This window comes from Paenibacillus sp. BAC0078, assembly GCF_054483875.1.
Map to the genome: position 1 here is coordinate 161,109 of NZ_JBTLRW010000010.1, position 21,117 is coordinate 182,225.

Annotated in this window: 18 protein-coding genes and 1 other annotated feature; of the genes, 5 read left to right on the forward strand and 13 right to left on the reverse strand. The window is 52.1% G+C overall.

The genetic code is table 11. The annotated features are described in order from the left end of the window. Positions 1 to 199 precede the first annotated feature (199 nt). The 6 genes from ACX1DY_RS19365 to ACX1DY_RS19390 form a co-directional block, all read right to left on the reverse strand. Positions 200 to 463, reverse strand: coding sequence for a YlbG family protein (locus ACX1DY_RS19365; protein WP_458965836.1), 264 nt, complete (start codon positions 461 to 463; stop codon positions 200 to 202). Positions 464 to 505: 42 nt separating this feature from the next. After that, positions 506 to 943, reverse strand: coding sequence for a YlbF family regulator (locus tag ACX1DY_RS19370; RefSeq protein ID WP_458965837.1), 438 nt, complete (start codon positions 941 to 943; stop codon positions 506 to 508). A 73-nt stretch (positions 944 to 1,016) separates the two neighbouring features. Next, positions 1,017 to 2,942 carry a helicase-associated domain-containing protein gene (locus tag ACX1DY_RS19375; protein ID WP_458965838.1) on the reverse strand — a complete coding sequence of 642 codons (1,926 nt, stop codon included), beginning with the start codon at positions 2,940 to 2,942 and terminating at the stop codon, positions 1,017 to 1,019. Continuing rightward, a complete protein-coding gene (locus tag ACX1DY_RS19380) occupies positions 2,939 to 4,651 on the reverse strand; it encodes a DNA repair helicase XPB (RefSeq protein WP_458965839.1) in 1,713 nt (570 codons plus the stop codon). Before ACX1DY_RS19380 ends, ACX1DY_RS19375 begins: the two co-directional genes overlap by 4 nt. Before the next feature lie 339 nt (positions 4,652 to 4,990). Continuing rightward, entirely contained in the window at positions 4,991 to 5,422 is a 432-nt protein-coding gene (locus tag ACX1DY_RS19385; protein WP_458965840.1) for a CBS domain-containing protein, read from the reverse strand. 82 nt (positions 5,423 to 5,504) lie between these two features. Beyond that, entirely contained in the window at positions 5,505 to 6,683 is a 1,179-nt protein-coding gene (locus tag ACX1DY_RS19390; protein WP_458965841.1) for an amidohydrolase, read from the reverse strand. A gap of 171 nt (positions 6,684 to 6,854) precedes the next feature. On the opposite strand from ACX1DY_RS19390, the gene ACX1DY_RS19395 reads away from it, so the two are divergent. Both ACX1DY_RS19395 and ftsW read left to right on the forward strand, forming a co-directional pair. Then, entirely contained in the window at positions 6,855 to 7,202 is a 348-nt protein-coding gene (locus ACX1DY_RS19395; protein ID WP_458965842.1) for a YugN family protein, read from the forward strand. Next, a complete protein-coding gene (gene ftsW / locus ACX1DY_RS19400; RefSeq protein ID WP_458965843.1) occupies positions 7,199 to 8,443 on the forward strand; it encodes a putative lipid II flippase FtsW in 1,245 nt (414 codons plus the stop codon). Before ACX1DY_RS19395 ends, ftsW begins: the two co-directional genes overlap by 4 nt. 126 nt (positions 8,444 to 8,569) lie before the next feature. Here ftsW and ACX1DY_RS19405 read toward each other — a convergent pair whose 3' ends face one another. Beyond that, positions 8,570 to 8,935: an Asp23/Gls24 family envelope stress response protein gene (locus tag ACX1DY_RS19405; protein ID WP_019911482.1), complete on the reverse strand. Its 366-nt coding sequence runs from the start codon at positions 8,933 to 8,935 to the stop codon at positions 8,570 to 8,572. A 155-nt stretch (positions 8,936 to 9,090) separates the two neighbouring features. Between ACX1DY_RS19405 and cax the strand changes: the two genes are divergently transcribed. Further along, positions 9,091 to 10,161, forward strand: a complete 1,071-nt coding sequence (gene cax, locus ACX1DY_RS19410; RefSeq protein ID WP_458965844.1) for a calcium/proton exchanger — start codon at positions 9,091 to 9,093, stop codon at positions 10,159 to 10,161. Between the two features lie 139 nt (positions 10,162 to 10,300). On the opposite strand, the gene ACX1DY_RS19415 is transcribed toward cax, so the two are convergent. The 5 genes from ACX1DY_RS19415 to ACX1DY_RS19435 form a co-directional block, all read right to left on the reverse strand. Continuing rightward, a complete protein-coding gene (locus ACX1DY_RS19415) occupies positions 10,301 to 10,603 on the reverse strand; it encodes a YlaN family protein (RefSeq protein WP_019911484.1) in 303 nt (100 codons plus the stop codon). Between the two features lie 149 nt (positions 10,604 to 10,752). Continuing rightward, the gene (locus ACX1DY_RS19420) at positions 10,753 to 10,998 is read right to left on the reverse strand and encodes an HPr family phosphocarrier protein (protein ID WP_019911485.1); all 246 of its coding nucleotides are present in this window, start codon (positions 10,996 to 10,998) and stop codon (positions 10,753 to 10,755) included. A 104-nt stretch (positions 10,999 to 11,102) separates the two neighbouring features. Continuing rightward, positions 11,103 to 12,218, reverse strand: a complete 1,116-nt coding sequence (locus tag ACX1DY_RS19425; protein WP_458965845.1) for an aminopeptidase — start codon at positions 12,216 to 12,218, stop codon at positions 11,103 to 11,105. 92 nt (positions 12,219 to 12,310) lie between these two features. After that, on the reverse strand, positions 12,311 to 13,168 hold the full coding sequence (locus tag ACX1DY_RS19430) for a hypothetical protein (protein ID WP_458965846.1): 858 nt from the start codon (positions 13,166 to 13,168) through the stop codon (positions 12,311 to 12,313). 109 nt (positions 13,169 to 13,277) lie between these two features. Then, complete coding sequence (locus ACX1DY_RS19435; RefSeq protein WP_458965847.1) at positions 13,278 to 15,278, reverse strand: sensor domain-containing diguanylate cyclase; 2,001 nt, start codon at positions 15,276 to 15,278, stop codon at positions 13,278 to 13,280. Positions 15,279 to 15,671: 393 nt separating this feature from the next. Between ACX1DY_RS19435 and rpsD the strand changes: the two genes are divergently transcribed. Continuing rightward, positions 15,672 to 16,271, forward strand: a complete 600-nt coding sequence (rpsD, locus tag ACX1DY_RS19440; RefSeq protein ID WP_458965848.1) for a 30S ribosomal protein S4 — start codon at positions 15,672 to 15,674, stop codon at positions 16,269 to 16,271. 82 nt (positions 16,272 to 16,353) lie between these two features. On the opposite strand, the gene tyrS is transcribed toward rpsD, so the two are convergent. After that, positions 16,354 to 17,616: a tyrosine--tRNA ligase gene (tyrS, locus tag ACX1DY_RS19445; RefSeq protein ID WP_458965849.1), complete on the reverse strand. Its 1,263-nt coding sequence runs from the start codon at positions 17,614 to 17,616 to the stop codon at positions 16,354 to 16,356. A 51-nt stretch (positions 17,617 to 17,667) separates the two neighbouring features. After that, positions 17,668 to 17,926 (reverse strand) — a binding site (T-box leader). Positions 17,927 to 18,065: 139 nt separating this feature from the next. Between tyrS and ACX1DY_RS19450 the strand changes: the two genes are divergently transcribed. Then, on the forward strand, positions 18,066 to 21,077 hold the full coding sequence (locus ACX1DY_RS19450) for a transglycosylase domain-containing protein (protein WP_458965850.1): 3,012 nt from the start codon (positions 18,066 to 18,068) through the stop codon (positions 21,075 to 21,077). Positions 21,078 to 21,117: the final 40 nt, after the last annotated feature.

The window sequence follows — 21,117 nt, forward strand, 5'->3', positions numbered from 1 at the left end:
ATTAAGTTTCCTTTTTCCACTTAAAACTCACATTTGTTGATTTTGGGGAGAAATAAGTTCCCTTTTTCCAACTATATAACTACTCTATATCCGAAAATCTATATAGCACCTTATCCACAAGAATGAGAAATCATAATTCCCTAAACAAACAAAAAAGCAAGCGCCAAAGGCGCCTGCTTCATCATTAAGTATCGGAAAACTACAAACCGTAATAACGGGTCTTGTCCGGTCCGTTGCTGGTGTATTCCGTCTTCAGCTCATTGCGGTAGGATCTTTCGATCTTGCGCACATAGGACAGTCTGCGGACATTCCGCATAACTTCCTCGGCGCGATCCGCATTCACATACATTACAGCGTAATGCATTTTTCGGGAAACATAATGCAGCGTCCCGTATTTCTCCAGGTTGCGTGCCGCTTTAACGTCGCTAACCCAGACAATATATCCTGTTCGTTCCGCAAACATCAGCTCATTCGCCTCTCTTTCTTTCTCCGTTACCCCCGCAGCTTATCCGCATGAGCATTTGCCGCCGCTGCCGCATCCGCCTTTGGGGTTCGGATCATTGCTTGGAACCTTGATGCTGTCCGATACCGAAAAAGCAATCGCTTCCGACATGGAGTGCAGCATATCATCCAGTGTTGTCTCCGCCAGCTTGAAGCGGACAACCTCTTCAAAACGCTCAAGCTCCTGCTCTACCGCCGCAACCTCATCCTTGGCCGAATGATAGTTAGGATGAAAATGTCCGAACCGGTGTGTCTCTTCAAACAGCTCTTTTTTGCTCTGCAGCCGTTTGATCATGGCCTGGATTTCCGGATTGGCATCAACCCGGCCTTTCCAGTATAAGTAATCCGACACCTCGACGGATTGATTAATCATATCGCCTAATTCATAGGCGTATGTCAGCACTTCGGCCATATCGACCGTATTCAACTCCGCTACGCTCATGAACTTCAACTCGTTTCTGCGTTAATGTTCTACCACATACCGTAGACTACCTTATCATAACATACCCGGTTGCCTAAGCAGAAGAGGAATTTCTCCGCACTATTGGGAGCACGAGCTGCATTTCCTGCCAATCTCCGGCGCGCAGCCGGACCTCTTCGGCAGCTTCCGAACCGGGACGAAGCACATATCCCTGCACTTCCCACGGCGTCCGGCTGATCCGTACAGGGATAAAATCGACGATCTGTGTCTCCAATGATAGCCGGACCTTGATGCCCCAGGCCATGGCCTGATTCATCACCTTCTGCGCGGTAGTGCTGTGATATTGCCGCCACTCCTTGATCCACATCTGCGGCACTGCTTCTACGCCGGACAGCAGATTCTCTTCGGCTTGAAGCGGAATCAGCGGCAGCAGCTCGGGAGCAGTCCCCCCGGCAAACAGCCCGCGTTCCTTCACGGACCCGGGTAGAGCATATGCCTTGAAAGCTTGCATAGAATCTCCAGGGAAAAGAGGCCATGGCTGCGGAATCTTCTCGTCCAGTCCGGCGATCAGCCGGGGCGGAGCCATTCCGGCCGTCCCCAGCTCCCTCCGCACCATTTCGATGCTCTCCGGCTGCACAATAAAATGCGCCCGCCCGATCCGGGCAAGGCAATGAGTCAGCCGGGGATGGGCGGCAATGTCATCGGCATCAGCCTCAGAACGGCAGTCCAGCAGGATGACCTGGGACAACACCGTCCGGCCAATTCCTCTGCTCCACTCAGAGAGCGACTGCTCCACCTGCGCCGGAAGTCCGCCCATTGCATGACTGCCAAGCCAGGCAATCATCGCATCGGGAGACAATCCCTGCTCCGCAGCAGACTGAAACCTCTCGCGGGTCAGCCGGAAGCTCCACAGGTCTTCGCTGTACAGCAGCTCTGCACAGCCCGCGAGAACCCACCGGACCTCATAGGAGCATTCCGGGGGAACCAGCACCTCAAAATCCGGCTGAACAATAAACATGGAGCTTGTAGAAGATGCTCCGCCCTCTTTCGAAGCCTTGTCCGCAGGCGGTTCAGCGGAGACAATCAAGCGCCGAAGGTCATCTGCTGCAGATGGAGCTTCTGCAAGCTGCGGCTTGCCCGCTGTCCAGCGGAAGATTAGCGCCCCTTCCCCTGTCTTCCCCAGCTCACACCAGCCGAATCCCGCCAGACAACTGATCCATGCCCGTGCGGATATTTCCAGGCTGCTGCCGGATGTTTCCGCAGCTAACCTCATCGCTGACATCCAGTCCAGAATTTCGGGTAAGGCAAACCATACGCCCGGAGAAAATTCAGGCGCGGAAATTAAATAACGGAAGTGCTGTTCTGCAGGCTCCGGGCAGCCATACCGCCCCAATACCACACCGTACAGTAGATCTGACATTTCCTGCTCGGAGAGCCGCAGCCAGCCTGCCAGCATTTCCGCGTCCACAGTATAAGCGGAAGCCCCGCGGTTGATAAGCCCCAGACAGAGCAGCAGATCCAGCATCAGCATGGCCGGAAGCGGCAGCTCCGCTGAGTCTGAATGCGGCAGCAAAGCGCGCACCTGTTCCTCCTGCAGTGATAGCTGAGCGGCCAGGCGGCTGATATTTTTTTTGTGAACAGCCCCTTTGGCGGTAAGGGGCAGCCCTTCGCGGGCAATAAATGCGAGTGCCCAAAACAGTTCACCCGGCAGTCCCGGTCCGGCTTCCAGTTCAATATTCACTGTACCTGCTGCCTCCATAACTGGAATACCGGGGTACAAAGCACGCCGGATCGCAGGCAGGTTCTGCTCAGCAATCTGATAAAACTTCTCCCCCCAAATTTTCCGGCGCAGCATTACTATTCCCGCCTCGCGCAGCTCCCTCAGCGCCAATTGCTGTTCAACCCGGCAGAGCGCCGCCGGACATAGCCGTTCTGTCTGTTCCTCCGCCACAGGCCTGGCTGCATAGGCTTCGAATATCCGCTTCAGCACTTCGCGGGCTTCCGGCGATAATCCGTTCACAGAATAACCTCCCCTTGTTGTTCCGCTATTCTCACCTCATATTCATAGCCCTGTTCTGTCAAAAATAGCCTGCGGCGCTGGGCAAACTCCTGCTCCCGGCTGTCGCCCGACACCAGCGTATAGAAATACGCCTTGTTCACACCTTTCTTTGGCCGCAGAATCCGGCCCAGCCGCTGGGCCTCCTCCTGCCGCGAGCCGTAAGCACCCGACACCTCTATCGCTACCGCCGCATCCGGGAGATTCACGGCAAAATTCGCTACCTTGGATACGATCAGCAGCCGTAGCTTTCCTTCATTAAAAGCGGCATACAGCTCGCTGCGCTCCCGCTGGGTCGTTCTGCCTGTAATAAGCGGCGCCTTCAGGCTTGCCGCCAGTTGTTCAAGCTGATCCAGATACTGGCCGATCACCAGAACCGCTGCCCCGGGATGGGCTTCGGCAATCCTTGCCGCAACAGCAGCCTTGGCCGGATTGCCGGCGGCGAGCCGAAACTGCTCTTTTGCCCCGGAATAAATGTATTGGTGTCTGACCTCCGGTGTCATCGGCACAACTACCTCAACACACTCCACGGCGGCGATCCAGCCTTGCTTCTCCAGCACCTTCCAGGGCAGGTCGTAGCATTTAGGCCCAATTAAGGAGAATACATCCCCTTCCTGCCCATCCTCCCTTACCAATGTGGCGGTGAGTCCCAATCGCCTTGTCGCCTGGATATCTGCCGTCGCCCGAAATACAGGAGCCGGCAGCAGATGCACCTCGTCATATATGATCAGTCCCCAGTTCCGCTCATTGAACAGATTCATATGAACAAACGGGCCGCCCTTGGAGCGGCGGTGCGTTAGAATCTGATAAGTGGCCACGGTCACTGGCCGAACCTCTCTTTTCTCCCCGCTGTACTCCCCGACTGATTCTCCGTCCAGATTGGTCCGCCGCAGCAATTCCTCGCGCCATTGTTCAACGGACGTAGTGTTTGAGGTCAGAATTAGCGTTTCACATTGCAGGCTTTCCAGTACAGCGAGGCCCACCAGCGTTTTACCAGCCCCGCAAGGCAGGACAACAACGCCGCTTCCGCCGCTGCCTCCTATGCCTTGGAACATGCGAACCGCCTCTTGCTGATAGCTTCTAAGACCGAAGGAATCCTCTATAGATCCCGTACTGCATCCGCCACCCTCTCTCCAGGCCAGACTCAGTCCCTGCCCGTCACGATAGCCCGCATAATCAAGAACGGGATAACCTAATCTCATGAGCTCCTGCTTCAGCAGTCCGCGATTCACCGCCGGGCAATAGCTCTCCAGAGGAGCAACTCTCCGCAGACCCAGCACCTTCAAGGAAGCTTCCCCTGCCAATGTTTCCATCAGCTCAGGTCCGTCGGCTCGCAAGGTAATCAGCAGGCTGTCCGCTGCATGTGCATGCAGCTGCAATCTCCCGTAACGGGAGACCAGCAGCTTGATCTCCTCCTCTAGTCCGGCAGTAATCCCTACACGTGAGAGCTGCTTCAGACTGTCTATGATCCCAGCGGCAGATCTGCCGGCAGCGGCGGCATTCCAGAGTGACAGAGGAGTGATCCGGTAGGTGTGGTAAGCCGGGGGACTTTTAACGAGTTCGGCAAAATCCGCCAGAGCCGCTCTTGCCGCCTCAAATCCGGGATGCCCGCATTCCAGCAGCACCGTCCTGTCTTTGCGGACGATGCATGCTCCATTTCCGTTGTCGTACATGCGCTCCCCTCCAATTCCTTAGTTGTTCTATTCCAGTTGAACTATAGATTCTCATAGTGGGGTCTGGTCGTAACTGCGGGGAATGTTTGGACTTCCGGCCGCTGTTATGTTTGGATTTCTCTGACTGGAACCGCTGATCGCGGTAGAAATCCAAACATAAAGGCGGACGCGTTCGCTCCTCCAGTTCCAAACTTCCCCTCCGTCACTTCGGCCCTTTTTATATTTTCTTTAGTTCAACTGATATAGCAGGCCCACAACTATGTATCCCGCAATAAGGCTGGATAGCAGGAAGAAGCCCACCTCCGCGGTAACGGACATGAGCTTCCCCTGTATGTCTATTTAATGCAGATGCTGCTGCGAAATCCCGGTCAGCGCTTCTCCGGCTTCATCTGCAAAAATGTTCTTCACTGCCATATCGCCAAGCGACACAATGCCAATCAGCTTCTTGCCCCTTGTTACAGGCAACCGGCGGATCTGCTTGGAGGACATAAGCTCGGCCGCTTCGTCCACGGAGGAGGATTCCGAAATTGCAGTAATATCCTTGCTCATCACCGTCTCCACGGAGGTAGAACCTGAATGCTTGTCTGCATAGCCCCGGATCACCAAATCGCGGTCTGTAATGACTCCAATCAAGGTTTCGCCATCAGCGGAATCAACCACGGGAATAAATCCGGTATCGGCATCTCTCATTTTCACGGCAACCTCATAGAGGTTGTCCTTCAAGGTGACACACACGGGCTGTGTCGTCATCACTTCTTTGACTGTTTTCAAGAATGAACCCTCCTGTCATGTTTCCATGTTATTCAGAAGTAGATTCTCCCCGGGCCGTGAAAATTATACAAAATCCATTTAATTATTCATTCAGGCAGGAATCCGCCATCGCGATCAGCAGCTTCGCCCCGTACAGCATCGCATCCTCATCGAAATCAAATTTGCTGTGATGATGCGGGTATACCGCATCCTTATCCGGATTGCCCGCACCGACAAAGATGAAGCAGCCGGGAATCTCCTTGACATAATAAGCAAAATCCTCCGCAGGCATGATCTTCTCCATCTGCACGAGCGCCACGGAATCCCCAAGCGCTTCCGGGGCTACACGGAGGAAACGCTTGAATTCAGCTTCATCATTTACAAGCGGCGGATAGCCCATCAGATAGTCTACATTCACCTCTGCACCGTAAGCGGCTGCTGTACCAGCAGCGATCTCTTCGATTCTCCGCCGGAGAAGATAACGTGTGTCCTCGTCGAACGCCCGCACAGTCCCGGTAATCCGGCAGCGCTCGGCCACAATATTTTGTGCGGACCCGCCCTGTATCGTCCCAACGCTGACCACTGCAGGCTGCAGCGGGTCCACAGACCGGCTGACAATGCTCTGCAGTTCGGTCACAAGTGCCGCCGCAGCCACAATACTGTCTACCGTGCGGTGCGGGGTGCCGGCATGTCCGCCTTTGCCGATGATATCAATAAAAAATTCATCGGCAGAGGCCATCAGCGGTCCAGGTGCGCTCGCTACCGTCCCGAATGGAAACGGCGTCCACAGATGCAGCCCATATACCGCATTCGCCCCCTCCAGCACGCCTTCGGCAATCATGCCGAGCGCTCCGCCGGGGCAAATCTCCTCCGCCGGCTGGAACAGGAAACGCAGCTCGCCCTGCAGCGTTTCCCGCTTGCCGCTATAGTAGGCCGCCGCAGCGAGCAGCATCGCCGTATGCCCGTCATGGCCGCAGGCATGCATAACGCCGTTATTCTGGGAGGCATATTCCCGCCCATTCTCTTCCGTAATGGCAAGAGCATCCATATCCGCGCGCAGAACTACCGTCTTCCCCGGCTGTTTTCCTTTTAGAATCCCGGTCAGTCCATAACCGGCCTTACTTTTTACAACTTCAATTCCAAACTCGGCAAGCTTCGCCGCGACAAATGCCGACGTCTCTTTCTCCTGATAAGACAGCTCCGGATGACGGTGCAAATGACGGCGCCATTCCACCATATCCGGCAGCAGCTGTTCAACCGCTAACTTCTCCATATTTTCCATTCCCTTCTCCCGGCTATATTTCTATTATTGTAGCAGAAACGCAAAAAAGAGGGTACCAATAGGCCCGCCCATCCCTTGCGCAACCTAGGGAAACATACTATCATGAGGAGGAACATCCAAATTTTTGAGCATGAATTTATCATTATACTTCATAAGGGGGATATGTGCGCTATGATATTTGAGAACTCGGGCCTCGTAGGATTGAAGAGCGACCTTCTCTATCTGGACGAAAGTGCAGCCAAGGCCGGATTCATCCGCTGGCAGTGGGAATACTCCCGGGCCACCTACGATTGCAAAATAGAAGACCGTCAGAACGGGGGAGAATACTTTTTGCGTGTCAATACGCGCGCCGTCGAAGGCAAGCTGGAGAAGCCGGATGCCGTGCTTGCCATTGAAGCCGTTTACCTGGGCAAAGCCACCTTCCCTCACGGCCTGGAGTATGAATCTCCGGTCCCCCAACCTGTTCTGGACGCTGCCTCAAGACATATACTTGAACTGAAAGCGCTGCTGGAAACTTGAGTACTGTAAAGGGAACGACGAAAAAAAATGTCAGCCTGCCCAAAAGAGGAACGCCCGATTTTCAGTTGCTTATTCTGACTCTCCTGCTTGTCGGCTTCGGACTGGTGATGGTCTTCAGCTCCAGCTCCAGCCTGACCCTGGCCAGTGAGAAATTCGGAAATGATCCCTTATTTTTTGTCAAACGCCAGATTATCTGGGTCGTGCTGGGAAGCATCGTTATGTTTGTGACCATGAATATCCACTACAGCAAATTCAAAAAGTGGTATGCCCCGATCTTCATGATCACTCTGGCTCTGCTGTTATTCGTGGTATTCGCGGCGAGAATTAACGGCGCCAAAAGCTGGCTCGGCATCGGAACGCTCGGCATCCAGCCGACAGAGCTGGCCAAAATCTCCATTATTCTCTATCTCTCCGCCCTTATTTCCAAGAAAGGGGAGCGGCTGAGGGATCTGCGCACAGGCTATATTCCGGTCATGGTTATTGTCGGAATTGTCGCCGGGCTCATTATGTTACAGCCGGATTTAGGCTCATGCCTTATTCTTGTGGCGACCAGCGGGCTTGTAATTTACGCCGGCGGAGCCAGCATGAAGCATATCATGGCCTCCATTGCACTCTTGGTGCTGGGAGTGGGCCTTGTCATGGGAGCCAAGACAGCCATTGAATCGTTGTCGCCGCCTTCAGAGACAGCCACTGTCAACAAGGACTACCAAAAAGACCGGATCACCGCCTTTATTAATCCCTATGCGGATGCCCAGGATAGCGGCTTTAATATCATTCAATCCCTGATCGCCATAGGTGAAGGCGGGACGAATGGCTCCGGCTTCGGAAAAAGCATACAGAAGCTGCACTACCTGCCTTATCCTTACACCGACTTCATTTTTTCAGTCATCGGCGAAGAATTGGGATTTGTGGGAACCTTCCTTTTCCTGCTGGTGTACCTGTATTTTATCTGGAGGGGCATACTGATTGCGCTCAGGTGCACCGACCCCTTCGGCACCCTCGTCGGCATCGGTGTCATGGGCATGATTTCCATCCAGGCCTTTGTCAATATCGGCGGTGTCACCAACACAATCCCGCTCACAGGGGTAACGCTGCCTTTCATTAGCTACGGCGGTTCCTCACTGCTCGTAACGATGCTGTCCATGGGCATCATGCTCAGCATTTCCCGGGAGACCAACCGGCCGGCCAAGGAAGAAGTCACCAAGTCTGTTACCACCGTCAGACAAGTTCGTGCCCGTTAAAGCTACATAAGAATCATGCTCAATGAGCAGCAAAAAGGCAGTCCGGAGATTACCACCCGGACTGCCTTTTACTTACCCTGATCTCGCAAAACGATGCTCATACCGCATGCCGCAGCAATACAACGCTTACGAAATTTCGTCGTTCTTGAAAGCCACGCCTTCCACCTTGACATTAACTTCAACAATATGAAGTCCTGTCATGCTCTCCACAGCCTCGCGCACGTTCTGCTGAAGCATCCGGCACACCTCGTGAATCGGTGTTTCATAGAGAACGATAATACGCAAATCCACAGCAGCTTCAAGCTGTCCTACTTCAACAGTTACGCCCTTTTGCACATTCTTGCCGCTCAGGCGCTTGGCCCAGCCTTCGGACAAGCCGCCAGACATGGCCGCGATTCCAGGAGTCTCCAAGGCAGCCAACCCGGCAATTTTCGAGACGACGTCATTTGATATCCGTATATTTCCCATTTCAAGTTGAAGTTGTTCCGCCATGCCATATCCCCCCTACACTCATTATCAATTATTGTAATTCGAAAACAGGCTAAAAAGCAAATGACTTTCTCGCATGCCCGTTTACAGACTGGAGCAATTTGGGTATATTGAGTATGAATTCAACCTACATAATAGAGACTGGGGTGTACCTTACTTTGAAAAAATGGATTTCTCCGGCGCTGCTGGTGATCACCTTCATCCTCAGTGCCATCGGACATTATGCGGACTGGGACCACACGCTGCAATTCGTCTTATCCGCCATTGCGGTTGTGTTCGTAGCAGGATTTCTGGGCCGGGCCACAGAGAGCGTAGCCCACTATGCCGGACAGCGGCTGGGGGGCTTTCTTAATGCCACCTTCGGCAACGCGGCCGAGCTGATTATTGCCTTCTTTCTGGTCAAGGAAGGTTTGTTCGACATGGTGAAGGCGAGCCTCACCGGCTCAATCATCGGCAACCTGCTGCTGGTGCTCGGACTCAGTATCTTCGCCGGCGGCATGAAATTCAAGGTTCAGAATTTCAATGTCACGCTGGCCGGTCTGAACGGCTCCCTGATGATCGTAGCCGTAATCGCCCTCTTTGTTCCTGCCATGTTCTTCAACACGCATTCCATCACAGAGAAAGATACGGATGTGCTCAGCCTTGTTGTCGCAGGCCTGCTGATCGCCGCCTATATGGCCTGGCTCATCTTCTCCATGATTACGCACAAGAAATACTTGGCGGACGTCACGGTGGACAGCGAAGAAGAGCTGCCGAATGAGCACAAGCCTGCCTGGTCCATGAGCAAATCGGTAATCTACCTGGTGCTCGCAACGGTTATGGTCGCCTTCGTCAGCGAATGGCTGGTCGGCACACTGGAGACATTAACCGAACGCTTCGGCTTCAGCGAGCTTTTTGTCGGTGCATTCCTTGTCGCCATTATCGGTAACGCAGCCGAGCATAGTGCAGCAATCATGCTCGCTATGAAGAACAAAATCGGCGCTGCGGTGGAGATTGCCGTCGGCAGCAGTCTGCAGATCGCGCTGTTCGTAGCCCCTGTGCTGATTTTCGCCAGCTATTTTATGGGCAATACTATGGACATTGTGTTCACAACGATAGAGATCGTTGCGATTGCCGTTTCCGTGTTCATCGCAAAGTCGATTATTCAGGATGGTGCAACCAACTGGTATGAGGGGCTGCTGCTGCTGGCAGTGTATATGATCCTTGGCGTCTCCTTCTATCTGGTGTAAGATCAGCCGAATAACCCTTAATAACGCAAAAAAAAAGCACATGAGCGGAACTCCCGTCCTCATGTGCTTTTTTATAAGTAAAGAATGAATAAGTTGTCTCTGGAGTTGTACCATTCTTTACTTGCAGGAAAGTTGGAATTTACAGCTCACGCTCTTCGGCCTTCTTGTTCAGCGCTTCGTACAGCACAGCCAGGTTGCGCTCCAGCTCACTCAGTACCAGCTTGCCTGTAACCTCAGGCACTAGTCCCGCTCTGACCGCAAAATCAACCTCTCTGGAGAAACCGTACATCTGGGTATCCAGCACTTCCTCATAGAGAGGGCAGTAACGGGTCGCCAGATTCTCCATCTGCACTTCGATGAGCTTCTGAATTTTATTGGCATCTTCTTGGAGAAGAGTGATCGCTTTAAGATTAAGCTGTTCCTGCAAATCCGATGAAGTCATGCATTTTCCCCCCCATGTCCAAAAGTTACAGCTGCTATTGCTATTTAGTTTAATATTAGACGAAATCGGAACCCAATACAAGAATCCAGTTCATTTTACAGAAAAAACGCCCCGCCGCATAGGGCAGGACGTCTTTGAGAATAATTGGATTACTCTGCTACAACCGTAAATTTCAGACCATGCTTGGCAAAAACCTCGCTCATTGCCTTCTTGGCTTCTTCAGCATCAGCACCATGAACATGAAGCTCGTAGCTTTGGCTAGATACAAGAGTTGTGAACAGACCCAGAATACTCTTAACATCAATGTACTTGTTCTCTGCTTGCAGAACGATAGATGAGTTGAACCGGCTTGCCGTTTGGGCAATATCCACAATTGCCGCATTGTTACTGGACATAGGAATCCCTCCGCAACTTGATTATGAAACTTAAGTCTTTTGTAACCAATTCCATGATACATTGAATCCGCTTACTCGACAAGGTGTTTTCTTGTCTTTACATTTTATTTCAGGTTTTCGGGGTTCAGACCTTCCAGCTCTGGAAGAACGAATATCCCATCCTTGCGGATCAGCACATCGTCAAAATAGATTTCCCCGCCGCCGTATTCAGGACGCTGAATCAGCACAAGATCCCAGTGAATCGAGGAACGGTTGCCGTTGTCAGTCACATCATACGCTTGCCCTGGGGTAAAGTGCAGGCTGCCGGCGATTTTCTCATCGAACAAAATGTCCTTCATCGGGTGCAGAATATAAGGGTTAAAGCCGATGGCAAATTCCCCAATATGGCGCGCGCCGTCATCGGAATCGAGAATTTCGTTCAGCCGCACCGTGTCATTGCTGGTGGCTTCAACAATTTTGCCGTTCTCGAATTTGAACTTCACATTTTCGAAAGTCACGCCATTATAGAGCGTTGCCGCATTGTAGCTGATCGTTCCGTTTACAGAGTCGCGGACAGGAGCGCTGTAGACCTCGCCGTCCGGAATGTTTTTTTGCCCGGAGCATTTCTCTGCACCAATTCCCTTAATCGAGAAGGTCAACTCCGTTCCCGGTCCTGCAATGCGTACCTTATCCGTTCTCCGCATCAGCTCGGCAAGCGCATCCTGGGCTCTATCCATTTTGGCATAATCCAGATTGCAGACCTCGAAGTAAAAGTCCTCAAACGCTTCTGTTGTCGTGTTGGCAAGCTGGGCCATGCTATTGTTCGGGTATCGCAGCACAACCCATTTGGTGTGCTTGACGCGCTGTTCACTATGTACCGGGTGGGAATACAGGGAATTGTACAGCTTCATGTTCTCTTCGGGAACGTCAGCCAGATCGTTGACATTCTCTCCGGCGCGGATTCCGATGTAGCAATCCATTTGCTTCATCCGGTTCAAATCAATCTCCGCCCAGGCTTCAAGACCCTCGCGGGTTGCATATTTAAGCATGCTGCGCAGAACAGTCCGGTCGGTAAGCTGCACAAATGCACGGCCTCCGGCTTTGCCCACTTCCTCCACCACAGCTTTGATCAAATCTCTTTCGCTGCCGATCATTTCAACAAGCACATTCTCGCCAGGCTGGACGTTTACGGAATAGCCGACAAGGTTTTCCGCAAGCTTTTGAATCCTTGGGTCCTTCATTTCTCTCTCTTCCTTCCTCATACTGAAAATGAACATACCGTTCTATTGTAGCACGCCCGCTATAGAGCGCAAGGCATTCGGCATACTAAAAGTCAGCGGTACCCATAAAAATTGACCTGTGTTAGATAAGTTTCATCCGCGGGTGTACGGAGTGTACCCTTTGTTCCGGGATAGCTGATCGTCCGGGCCCATGTTAATTGTTTCGGCAAATTGCTTTTCGTATCTACCTTCAGATAATATACCGCCTTGACGGACACCTGTTTCAGCTTCTGCTGCAGCTCATGGTCCTTCTGCTCCCATAATGACAGCATGGCTGCCGAGACCTTACCAGTCTTGTCAGCGGTCTTCCCGGCCGAACTGGACACGGCAGGACGAATCGCCTGCATCTCCTGTGCAAGCTCTCTGGACAGTTGGCTGCGGGCCTCATCGTTTGTAAGCTCAATACGCAGTACCCTGGTCCCTTTCACGGCCCCTGCTTCCTCAGTAACCGTTTTCTCCAGGCGCTCCAGCTCTTCCAGTTGGCGAATGGGGTTTAAGGCGGGCAGCGGGTTATTCTCACGGGTGGGCACAGACTGCGGCAGCAGCATCCACTCACCGTCTTTTTTCTCCAGACTTGCATGGTACGCAGGAGCGGCTGCACGTTCCGCTGCGGTCTCCGCCGCCGCTTTTGGCTGGCTTCCATCCGGTAAAAGGCTGTAGAGACTCACCTTGTTGTGGTCTGCCACATTCCCGCCGAAGTAAAGTGCGGATTCCTTAGCCGCCTTTCCTCCAAGCTGCAGGGACGACGCCCCTTCAAAGGATACCGCATCGCTTCCGTCCATTCCGGCCAGGGCCAGATTCAGGTCTTTGGCAGCCGGTCTGTCAGCGATGGCGGCACATCCGCTGCCAAGCACAGAATATAGCAGCAGGCCTGCTGTTATCATCATTTCACGCAGTTTAACTATCCTCATGGCCTTCAAATCCTTCCCAGTCGATAGATTGAATATTTATTTTAGGGTAACCCATCGGCCTGGGCTTATACGCATATATGTAAGCAAAAAGAACCCTCACGGCTTAGGCCTAAGGATTCTTTACGCTGGCTTCGTCTTTTTTATGATCAATCACGACCTGGTTACGGCCGTTGTTCTTCGCTTCATAGAGGGCCATGTCTGCCCGGTAGAACAGCGATTCTACGCTGACCCGCTCATCTGTCCAGCTCCACTCCGCGATGCCGCAAGAGACGGTAACACAGGGCTCTGTCTCCCCCATTACCCGCTTGCGAATACGTTCAGCTACATAAATAGCCTGCTGCACTCCAAGCTGCGGCAAGTATACCGCCAGCTCCTCCCCGCCCCATCTGGCTGCGATGTCCCCCTGCCGGATAGAAGCTTTCACAATCTCGCTTACCTGCTTCAGAATTATATCACCTTGCTGGTGGCCGTACGTATCGTTGACCATCTTGAACTGATCAATATCCACAACGATTAAAGAACCGCAGAAATCCGTGGACTGCCTCTCTTTAATCTCTTCATCCAGATAGTGGCGCGCATACAGGCCTGTCAGACTGTCCCGGTTCGCGAGCCGCCGCACTTCCGCATGCAGCCTGGCATTGCCCACAGCCAATCCGATATGGCCGGCCATCGCCTGCAGCAGCCTGTAGCTGTCGTAAGAGAAGAAATGAGGGACCCGGTGGGCGAGCATAATTGCTCCGCGAACCTCCCCGCCCACACTAAGCGGAGTAGCGATCAGTGAGAGCGACTGCGTAGCTTCCATCAGCCTCGACTTCTCTCCGGCAGCATTCCGGTAATCCGACAGAATAACCGGCTCTCCCGAGCTATAGATCTTGCCGCCAATCCCTTGACTTGCATCCATAATTTCACCCAGCAGCGGAGTATGGTTGCAGGCAATCGCCTCAAGCCCGCCTTTTTCTTCATTCAAATGCAGGATGCAGCAATAATCGGCATCGAACATCTCCAGCAGCTCTTCAAAGGCAAATTGAAAAATATCGCCAAGGCGCAAGCTTTGATTTAGCCGCTGTGTAAGCTCATTGCTCATCCTCAGCTCACGGATCAGTTGATTGGACCGGTCGTAGAGCTTCGCATTCTCAAAAGCCGTTCCGGCGGTGTCAGCCACCATAGAGAGAAAACGCAAATCCACCTCATGGAAGATGAGCTTGTCGATAATCATATGAAACACACCGTATACCCCCTGCTTGCCGCCAAGCGGAAGTCCTATTTCCACAAAAGGGAAGTCTTCGCGTCCGGCATGGAGTGCAACCTGTCCATCCTTAAAGGCTTTGGCGCAAACATCATCGTTCCCCCAGTGCAGCGGAAGCGCCTTAACCTGCGGATGGGTGCTGCGGTGATCCTGCGACATAAACAGCTCCAGCCGCGCTCCCGGATACATTGCGGAGATGCTGTCGATGACCTCAGTTAAGACGGCATCCACATCTATATTGTCGTGCATCCGCTGGACGATCTGAAAGAGCAGCGAACGGCGGCTGCTCTCACGCTCCGCATGCAAATGCACTCCCGCCAAGTCAGACACAAACACATGCTCAAATCTGCGGTAAAAACAGGTCTGAAAATGCATGGACATAGCTTCTGCCGTATGCCGGCCGCCCTGTTCGTACTGATCTTGCGGCATAGCACAGCCAAGCACGGCAAAAATCTCCCCGTGCCCGCGCGTAAATACCGGTATAGTAATAATGGACATAGCCTGTCCGTCATTCTGCTCGAAAGCTGCATATAGCTCCCTTGTTTGCAGGCTGCAGGCCGCAGCCAGTTCCCAATGGCTCTTCCAGCGTTTCCGACTTCTTTCATTTTCATCTATAGTGTTAATCCATTTACCTTCGTAATTAAGCACACACCAGTCCCAGGATTCCGCAAAGGCAGGAACACTCAGAGCACGCCATTCCCTGAAGCTATCCGCGATCAAATGGGCAGCATAGGGAAAATCATAGGAGACAATATCCGTTTCCTTAAGCCATGCGGCGGGATCTTGGCTATCTCCGCTTGATTGTATGGTATCCTGCAACAGCACACGGCTGTCCTTGCGTCCGTATGCTTCCTGATCTGACATAGAGAGGAACCCCTTTGCATCTCAAATTAAATATTTTTCGGACAGCATCTTATTAGTTATATTTTACTCCCTTTCTTTGTGTATTGCATTATATTTTCCTCAAAACCGGGATTTTTTTTAGGACCAAAGAACTAACGACAAAGATAGACAAAATCTCTTTAAAAGATGCCCTTGACTTTATCATCCATATTCATATAATATTTATTGTTGAACAAGACTGTAACAAGTCTTAATTGGGCGTAACGTTGTGTCACCCTCACGCATCTCGTTACTGCAAGGGCAGCGGCTGAACTTCCCCGGCAGTGTGAAACCACTGAATGCTTTCACGTATACGTTTTGCGGCGCAAATAGGCCCTACCATGAAATTTCAATTATAAAGGAGTCTACTATAACATGGCACGTTACACCGGACCTAAATTCAAACTCAGCCGCCGTCTGGGCATTTCCCTTAGCGGTACAGGCAAAGACCTGAAACGCCCTTTCCCTCCAGGACAGCACGGCGCTAACCAACGCAGAAAAGTAAGTAACTACGGAATGCAGCTTTTGGAAAAACAAAAACTGCGCCACATGTACGGCTTGGGTGAAAAACAGTTCAAAACTCTCTTCACTAAAGCGCAAAAGCTCCAAGGTATCGCGGGCGAAAACTTCATGTTCTTGCTTGAAAGCCGTTTGGACAACTTGGTTTACCGTCTTGGCTTCGCTAACTCCCGCGCTGGTGCGCGTCAGTTGGTATCCCATGGACACGTTACCGTTAACGGTAAAAAAGTCGACATCGCTTCTTACCGCGTAAGCGTGGGCGACGTTATCGGACTTCGCGAAAGAAGCCGCGCTATGACTTCTATCAAAGAAGCTCTTGAAAACCGCACCCACCTTCCAGCTTATCTGGAATATGCTGACGGCTCTTTCGAAGGCAAATACATCCGTTTGCCAGAACGTGCCGAGCTGTCCCAGGATATCGATGAAAAGCAAATCGTCGAGTTCTACAACCGTTAAGATTTTCGCTTACTGCGAAAGCGATCAAAGCCCCCGGAGCAATCCGGAGGCTTTTTTTGTACACATATACCGGTGTAGCTGCCTATTCCATTAAGGATACAGACAGCTTGGCGAATTTCCGCTTACCCATCTGGATAATGTCTCCGTCCTGCGGGATGTATTTCCCGTTTGGGTCCTCCAGCTTCACTTCATTCAGCTTCACGGAGCCTTGCTGGATACTGCGCCTCGCTTCACTGTTCGAATCTGCAAAGCCAAGCAGCGTCAGCAGCCTAACCAGCTTGATCGCACCATTCTCCAGTTCGGCTTCCGGTACGGTAAACGTTGCAATGTCACTTGGCAAAGTACGCTTCTGGAAGACAGTGATGAAATGCTGCTGCGCAGCATCCGCTGCCCCGGGGCCATGGTACATTCTCACGAAAGTGTGAGCCAGCCCCATTTTGACATCTCTGGGGTGAATCGTTCCCTCTTCAAGCTTTTCCTTTAGTAGCGCAATTTCTTCATTGCTGGCATCTGTAGCCATTTCGTAATATTTCAGCATCTTCTCATCCGGTATCGACATCGCTTTGCCGTAGATTTCATTCGGTTCTTCATCAATGCCGATGTAATTCCCCAGACTTTTGCTCATTTTCAATACACCGTCCAGCCCTTCGAGCAACGGCATTAAAAGAACAGCCTGCGTATCTTCCCCATATTCCTTCTGCAGCGCGCGGCCCATCAGCACATTGAACTTCTGATCCGTGCCGCCAAGCTCCACATCGCTTCTGAGCGCAACCGAATCCATCGCCTGCATCAAAGGATAGAAAAATTCATGAACACTGATCGCCTGTCCGCTCTGGAAGCGGTTCTTAAAATCATCGCGCTCCATCATCCGCGCCACTGTTACCTTGGATGCGAGATTCACAACATCCGCAAAGGACATCGGGCTGAGCCACTCCGAATTGTAAAATATCTTTGTTTTCTCAGGGTCAAGAATTTTGAAAACCTGCTTCTTGTAGGTTTCGGCATTGCGCTTCACATCGTCCTCACTAAGCTGCTTGCGTGTCTCGGATTTGCCCGTAGGGTCACCAATGCGTCCGGTAAAATCCCCGATAATGATCTGCACCTGATGTCCAAGCTCCTGGAACTGCCGCAGCTTATGGATGACTACAGTATGCCCGATATGAACGTCCGGCGCCGATGGATCGAGGCCCAGCTTCACGTTAAGCGGAACGCCGGTAACTACGGAAGTCATAACCTTCCGCTTCATGTCCTCTTCCGGTACAATCTCTGCTGCTCCGCGCCAGATGATTTCGAGCTGGCGCTCTACCTCCTGCTGCTGGGCAATGGTGAGTTCTTCCCATTTCATTTTTGTCCCTCCCTTAAGTTATAAACGCAAAAAAAGCCTCTTCTCTCCTCCCAAAGGGACGAGCAAGAGACTCGCGGTACCACCCTAATTAAAGATTATCCGTGACGGATCACCGGATGAATCTTCCACTTCATTGCCATAACGGGCTTGCACCCGGTCCCGGACTACTGAACAAGCCTCAAGCTCAGCCTGCCGTTCCTCCGGACAGCTCCAGACTGTAATTCAAAGGGGCCTGCTGCCGGTTCGCACCACCCACCGGCTCTCTGGAACACATGGCTTGCCTTCTACTGATGTCTTTCCCAGCTTTTTCCGATATCCAATTTTATGTATTTATAACATGACCGCTTTTCAAAAGTCAACCCGGCCGCTCAAAAGCCGTTCAGCCAGAAGCGCATTCAAAATCGCCAAATTGTGCTATAATAGTTCCGTTAAAAGGAGGATTAACGTTGATGGTTGAGGAGAACAAAAAGAAAGCCGTAAAACGGCGTCCACCCCGTAGATCCTGGCTCCGCAGGTTCGGTTCCGTCGTAAAGTGGATGTTTATACTCGGCATTATGGGCATTCTGTTTGCCGGCGGTGCTGTAGCAGGCTACGTGACTTCCATAGTGAAAGACGACCCTGTCCGTTCCGAGGAAATGATTCAACAGCAAGTCAGCCAGAACGCCGTCACCGGCTTTGCCTATTTCCGCGACGGTCAGCCGATCGGCCAGCTTCGAACTGAAGAGGACCGCAGACTTATTCAATTTAACGATATCCCGCAGCTTGTGATTGATGCCGTCCTCGCTATAGAGGACAATAACTTCTATAATCATCACGGAGTGGATTACAGCGGCACCCTCCGCGCCGTTAAGCAGAAGCTGCTGAACGAATCTGTTCAGACCGGGGGCAGCACGCTGACCCAGCAGCTGGCAAGACGCGTGTTCCTTAACCTGGACCGCACAGAGGACCGCAAAATCAAGGAAATTCTGCTGTCGCTGCGGCTGGAGCGCTTTTTGTCCAAGCAGGAAATTTTAACAGCCTATCTGAACAAGGTTCCGTTTGGCAACGGGTCGAACGGTTACAATCTGTTCGGAATCAAAGCCGCCGCCAAAGGCATCTTTGGACTAGACGATCTGGATAAACTGAACGTAGCCCAAGCCGCCTATCTGGCCGGATTACCTCAGCTTCCATCCAAGTATTCCGCGTTCAACGGAGTTGGCGAATTTAATGAAAAGGCTTTTAACAGAGCCCTGGAGCGCCAGCGGCTGGTACTGCGCCGGATGCTGGAGGAGAACAAGATCACTTCCTCCCAGTATGATGAAGCACTTCGCTTCAATATTAAAGGCTCTCTCGCCCCGCATACGAAAAAGGCTTACGCCACATATCCGTATCTCATGCTTGAGACCGAACGTAAGGCAGCCGAGATTCTATTGTCGATCAATCAAGGCAACCATGGTGCTGTCGATCCTACTGCCCCCGCAGGCAGTGATAACACTGTGCTCCTTGAGGAAGCCCGCCAGCAGCTTATGACCGGCGGCTACCGGGTATACACCACAATCGACAAAAAGGTATACAGTGCGATGCACAGCATCTCGGAGGACAGCAACAATTTTACGAAGGACAGCAAGACAAAAGGCAAGGAACAAACCGCAGGAATGATGATCGACAACAAAACCGGAGCCATCCTCGGGATGATCGAAGGGCGCGACTTCAATATTGAGCAGATGAACTACGCTACCCAAATGGTCCGTCAGCCTGGTTCGACCATGAAGCCGATAGCCGCCTATCTGCCTGCTCTGGATGCGGGACTTATTCAGCCTGCAGGCATCCTTGACGATGCGCCAATCATTCTGAAGGACGGCGGCAAGGGGTTTCACATTCCTAAGAATGCCAATAACCGCTATCAGGGGCTGGTCACTGCCCGCTATGCGCTTAACAAATCTTTGAATCTGCCTGCCCTTAAACTGTTTAATTATTCGGTTGGCATCGAGAAAGCCTGGGCTTTCACCAAGAAGCTGGGCATTACCACGATTCAAGATAATGATTATAGTGCACAGACCGGTGTAATCGGGGGGCTGCGCTATGGAGTAACCGTTGAGGATTTGACCAATGCCTATTCTGCAATCGGAAATCATGGAGCTTTTACAGATGCTTACATGATCGAGAAGATCGTCGATTCACAAGGCAAAATCATCTACCAGCATAAAGTTAATCCGGAGCAGGTTTTCTCTAAGCAGACTGCCTATCTTATGACGGATATGCTGCGCACGGTTATTACCGAAGGAACGGCAAGCACGGTCAGAAAAAATTATAAACATTTCAAGGACGTGCCAATTGTCGGCAAAACCGGTTCTACGCAAAACTATGGAGATGTGTGGTTCATGGGCTACACTCCTGATGTGACTCTGGGCATGTGGGTCGGTTATAAGGAACAGATCAATACGCTTCAGGGCGATACCCAGAAACGGCAGGCCCAGACACTATGGACTAAGGTCATGAATACCGTTATTGAAAAACGGCCTGAGCTGTTTGTGACGAAGGAATTCGCCAAGCCTGACGGCATCGTCAGAAAGACCGTTTCAGCTTACAGCGGCAAGCTGCCAACCAGCTTGACCGACAGATATACCACAGACCTGTTCAACGTCAAATTTGTTCCAACCAAAAGCGATGACGGGATTTCCAAAGCCAAATATATTACGTACAATGGTGTGAATTATCTGCCGCTTGAAGGCACACCGGAGGATTTCCTGAAGGAGAAAATCGTTGTTAAGCGCGATAAACCGATCCAGGAACTGGTCAAGGAATTGCTGGCCGCCTTTCCAAGGATGAAACAGCATGAGTCTCTGGGATATTACATGCCTGAGGATGCCAAGTCCGATTTTCCAACCGAGGTTGATCCAAGGGTGGATGATGGTACTGCTCCAACACCTCCAGGCAGGGTGAACGTGTCCTACAGCACAGGAAAAGCGGTTATTACCTTTACTCCTAGCGGCTCGCCCGATGTTGTGGGTTACCGTTTATACCGTTCGCTGAACGGAGGCTCGTTCCAGAAGCAGGCTGTACTCTCCGTTGGTGAAGGCACCACCTTCAGCCCAGGTACTCCAGCCGGGACAAGTGCCACCTTCTATGTGGCTGCTGTGGACGTTGCCGGACATGAGTCAGCCTCAGGCAGCGTAACAAGCGGAGCAACGCCAACGCCGGAGCCAACGGCACAGCCGGAAGCATCACCTGGCGCAGAGGCTACGCCGGACCCGGCAGTTCAGCCTGGGGGCACGGAAGGCCCCGGAGCGATTATAGATCAGACTCCGTCAGAAACTGAAGTGCCAACGGGTAGCGGCAATGCTGCTGCTGGCAACCCCCCTGCTTCCGGCAACGCCGCTGGCAATAACGCTGCTAACGGTAATACTGCTGGCGGAAATGCCTCTAACGGTAACACCGCTGGAGGAACCAAGGCAGGAAATACCGCAGGAAACACTCAGTAAGGCAGATACCTTTCAGCTTCCGGTCCATAGATCCTAATAT

Excerpts from the sequence above, each read along its gene's own strand:
- ACX1DY_RS19390 (WP_458965841.1), bottom strand. The coding sequence starts at position 6,683 with ATGGAAAATATGGAGAAGTTAGCGGTTGAACAGCTGCTGCCGGATATG.
- ACX1DY_RS19425 (WP_458965845.1), bottom strand. The coding sequence starts at position 12,218 with ATGAAGGACCCAAGGATTCAAAAGCTTGCGGAAAACCTTGTCGGCTAT.
- ACX1DY_RS19430 (WP_458965846.1), bottom strand. The coding sequence starts at position 13,168 with ATGAGGATAGTTAAACTGCGTGAAATGATGATAACAGCAGGCCTGCTG.
- ACX1DY_RS19365 (WP_458965836.1), bottom strand. The coding sequence starts at position 463 with ATGTTTGCGGAACGAACAGGATATATTGTCTGGGTTAGCGACGTTAAA.
- ACX1DY_RS19370 (WP_458965837.1), bottom strand. The coding sequence starts at position 943 with ATGAGCGTAGCGGAGTTGAATACGGTCGATATGGCCGAAGTGCTGACA.
- ACX1DY_RS19420 (WP_019911485.1), bottom strand. The coding sequence starts at position 10,998 with ATGTCCAGTAACAATGCGGCAATTGTGGATATTGCCCAAACGGCAAGC.
- rpsD (WP_458965848.1), top strand. The coding sequence starts at position 15,672 with ATGGCACGTTACACCGGACCTAAATTCAAACTCAGCCGCCGTCTGGGC.
- ACX1DY_RS19380 (WP_458965839.1), bottom strand. The coding sequence starts at position 4,651 with ATGTACGACAACGGAAATGGAGCATGCATCGTCCGCAAAGACAGGACG.
- ACX1DY_RS19415 (WP_019911484.1), bottom strand. The coding sequence starts at position 10,603 with ATGACTTCATCGGATTTGCAGGAACAGCTTAATCTTAAAGCGATCACT.
- ACX1DY_RS19405 (WP_019911482.1), bottom strand. The coding sequence starts at position 8,935 with ATGGCGGAACAACTTCAACTTGAAATGGGAAATATACGGATATCAAAT.
- ACX1DY_RS19450 (WP_458965850.1), top strand. The coding sequence starts at position 18,066 with ATGGTTGAGGAGAACAAAAAGAAAGCCGTAAAACGGCGTCCACCCCGT.
- ACX1DY_RS19395 (WP_458965842.1), top strand. The coding sequence starts at position 6,855 with ATGATATTTGAGAACTCGGGCCTCGTAGGATTGAAGAGCGACCTTCTC.
- ACX1DY_RS19435 (WP_458965847.1), bottom strand. The coding sequence starts at position 15,278 with ATGTCAGATCAGGAAGCATACGGACGCAAGGACAGCCGTGTGCTGTTG.
- tyrS (WP_458965849.1), bottom strand. The coding sequence starts at position 17,616 with ATGAAATGGGAAGAACTCACCATTGCCCAGCAGCAGGAGGTAGAGCGC.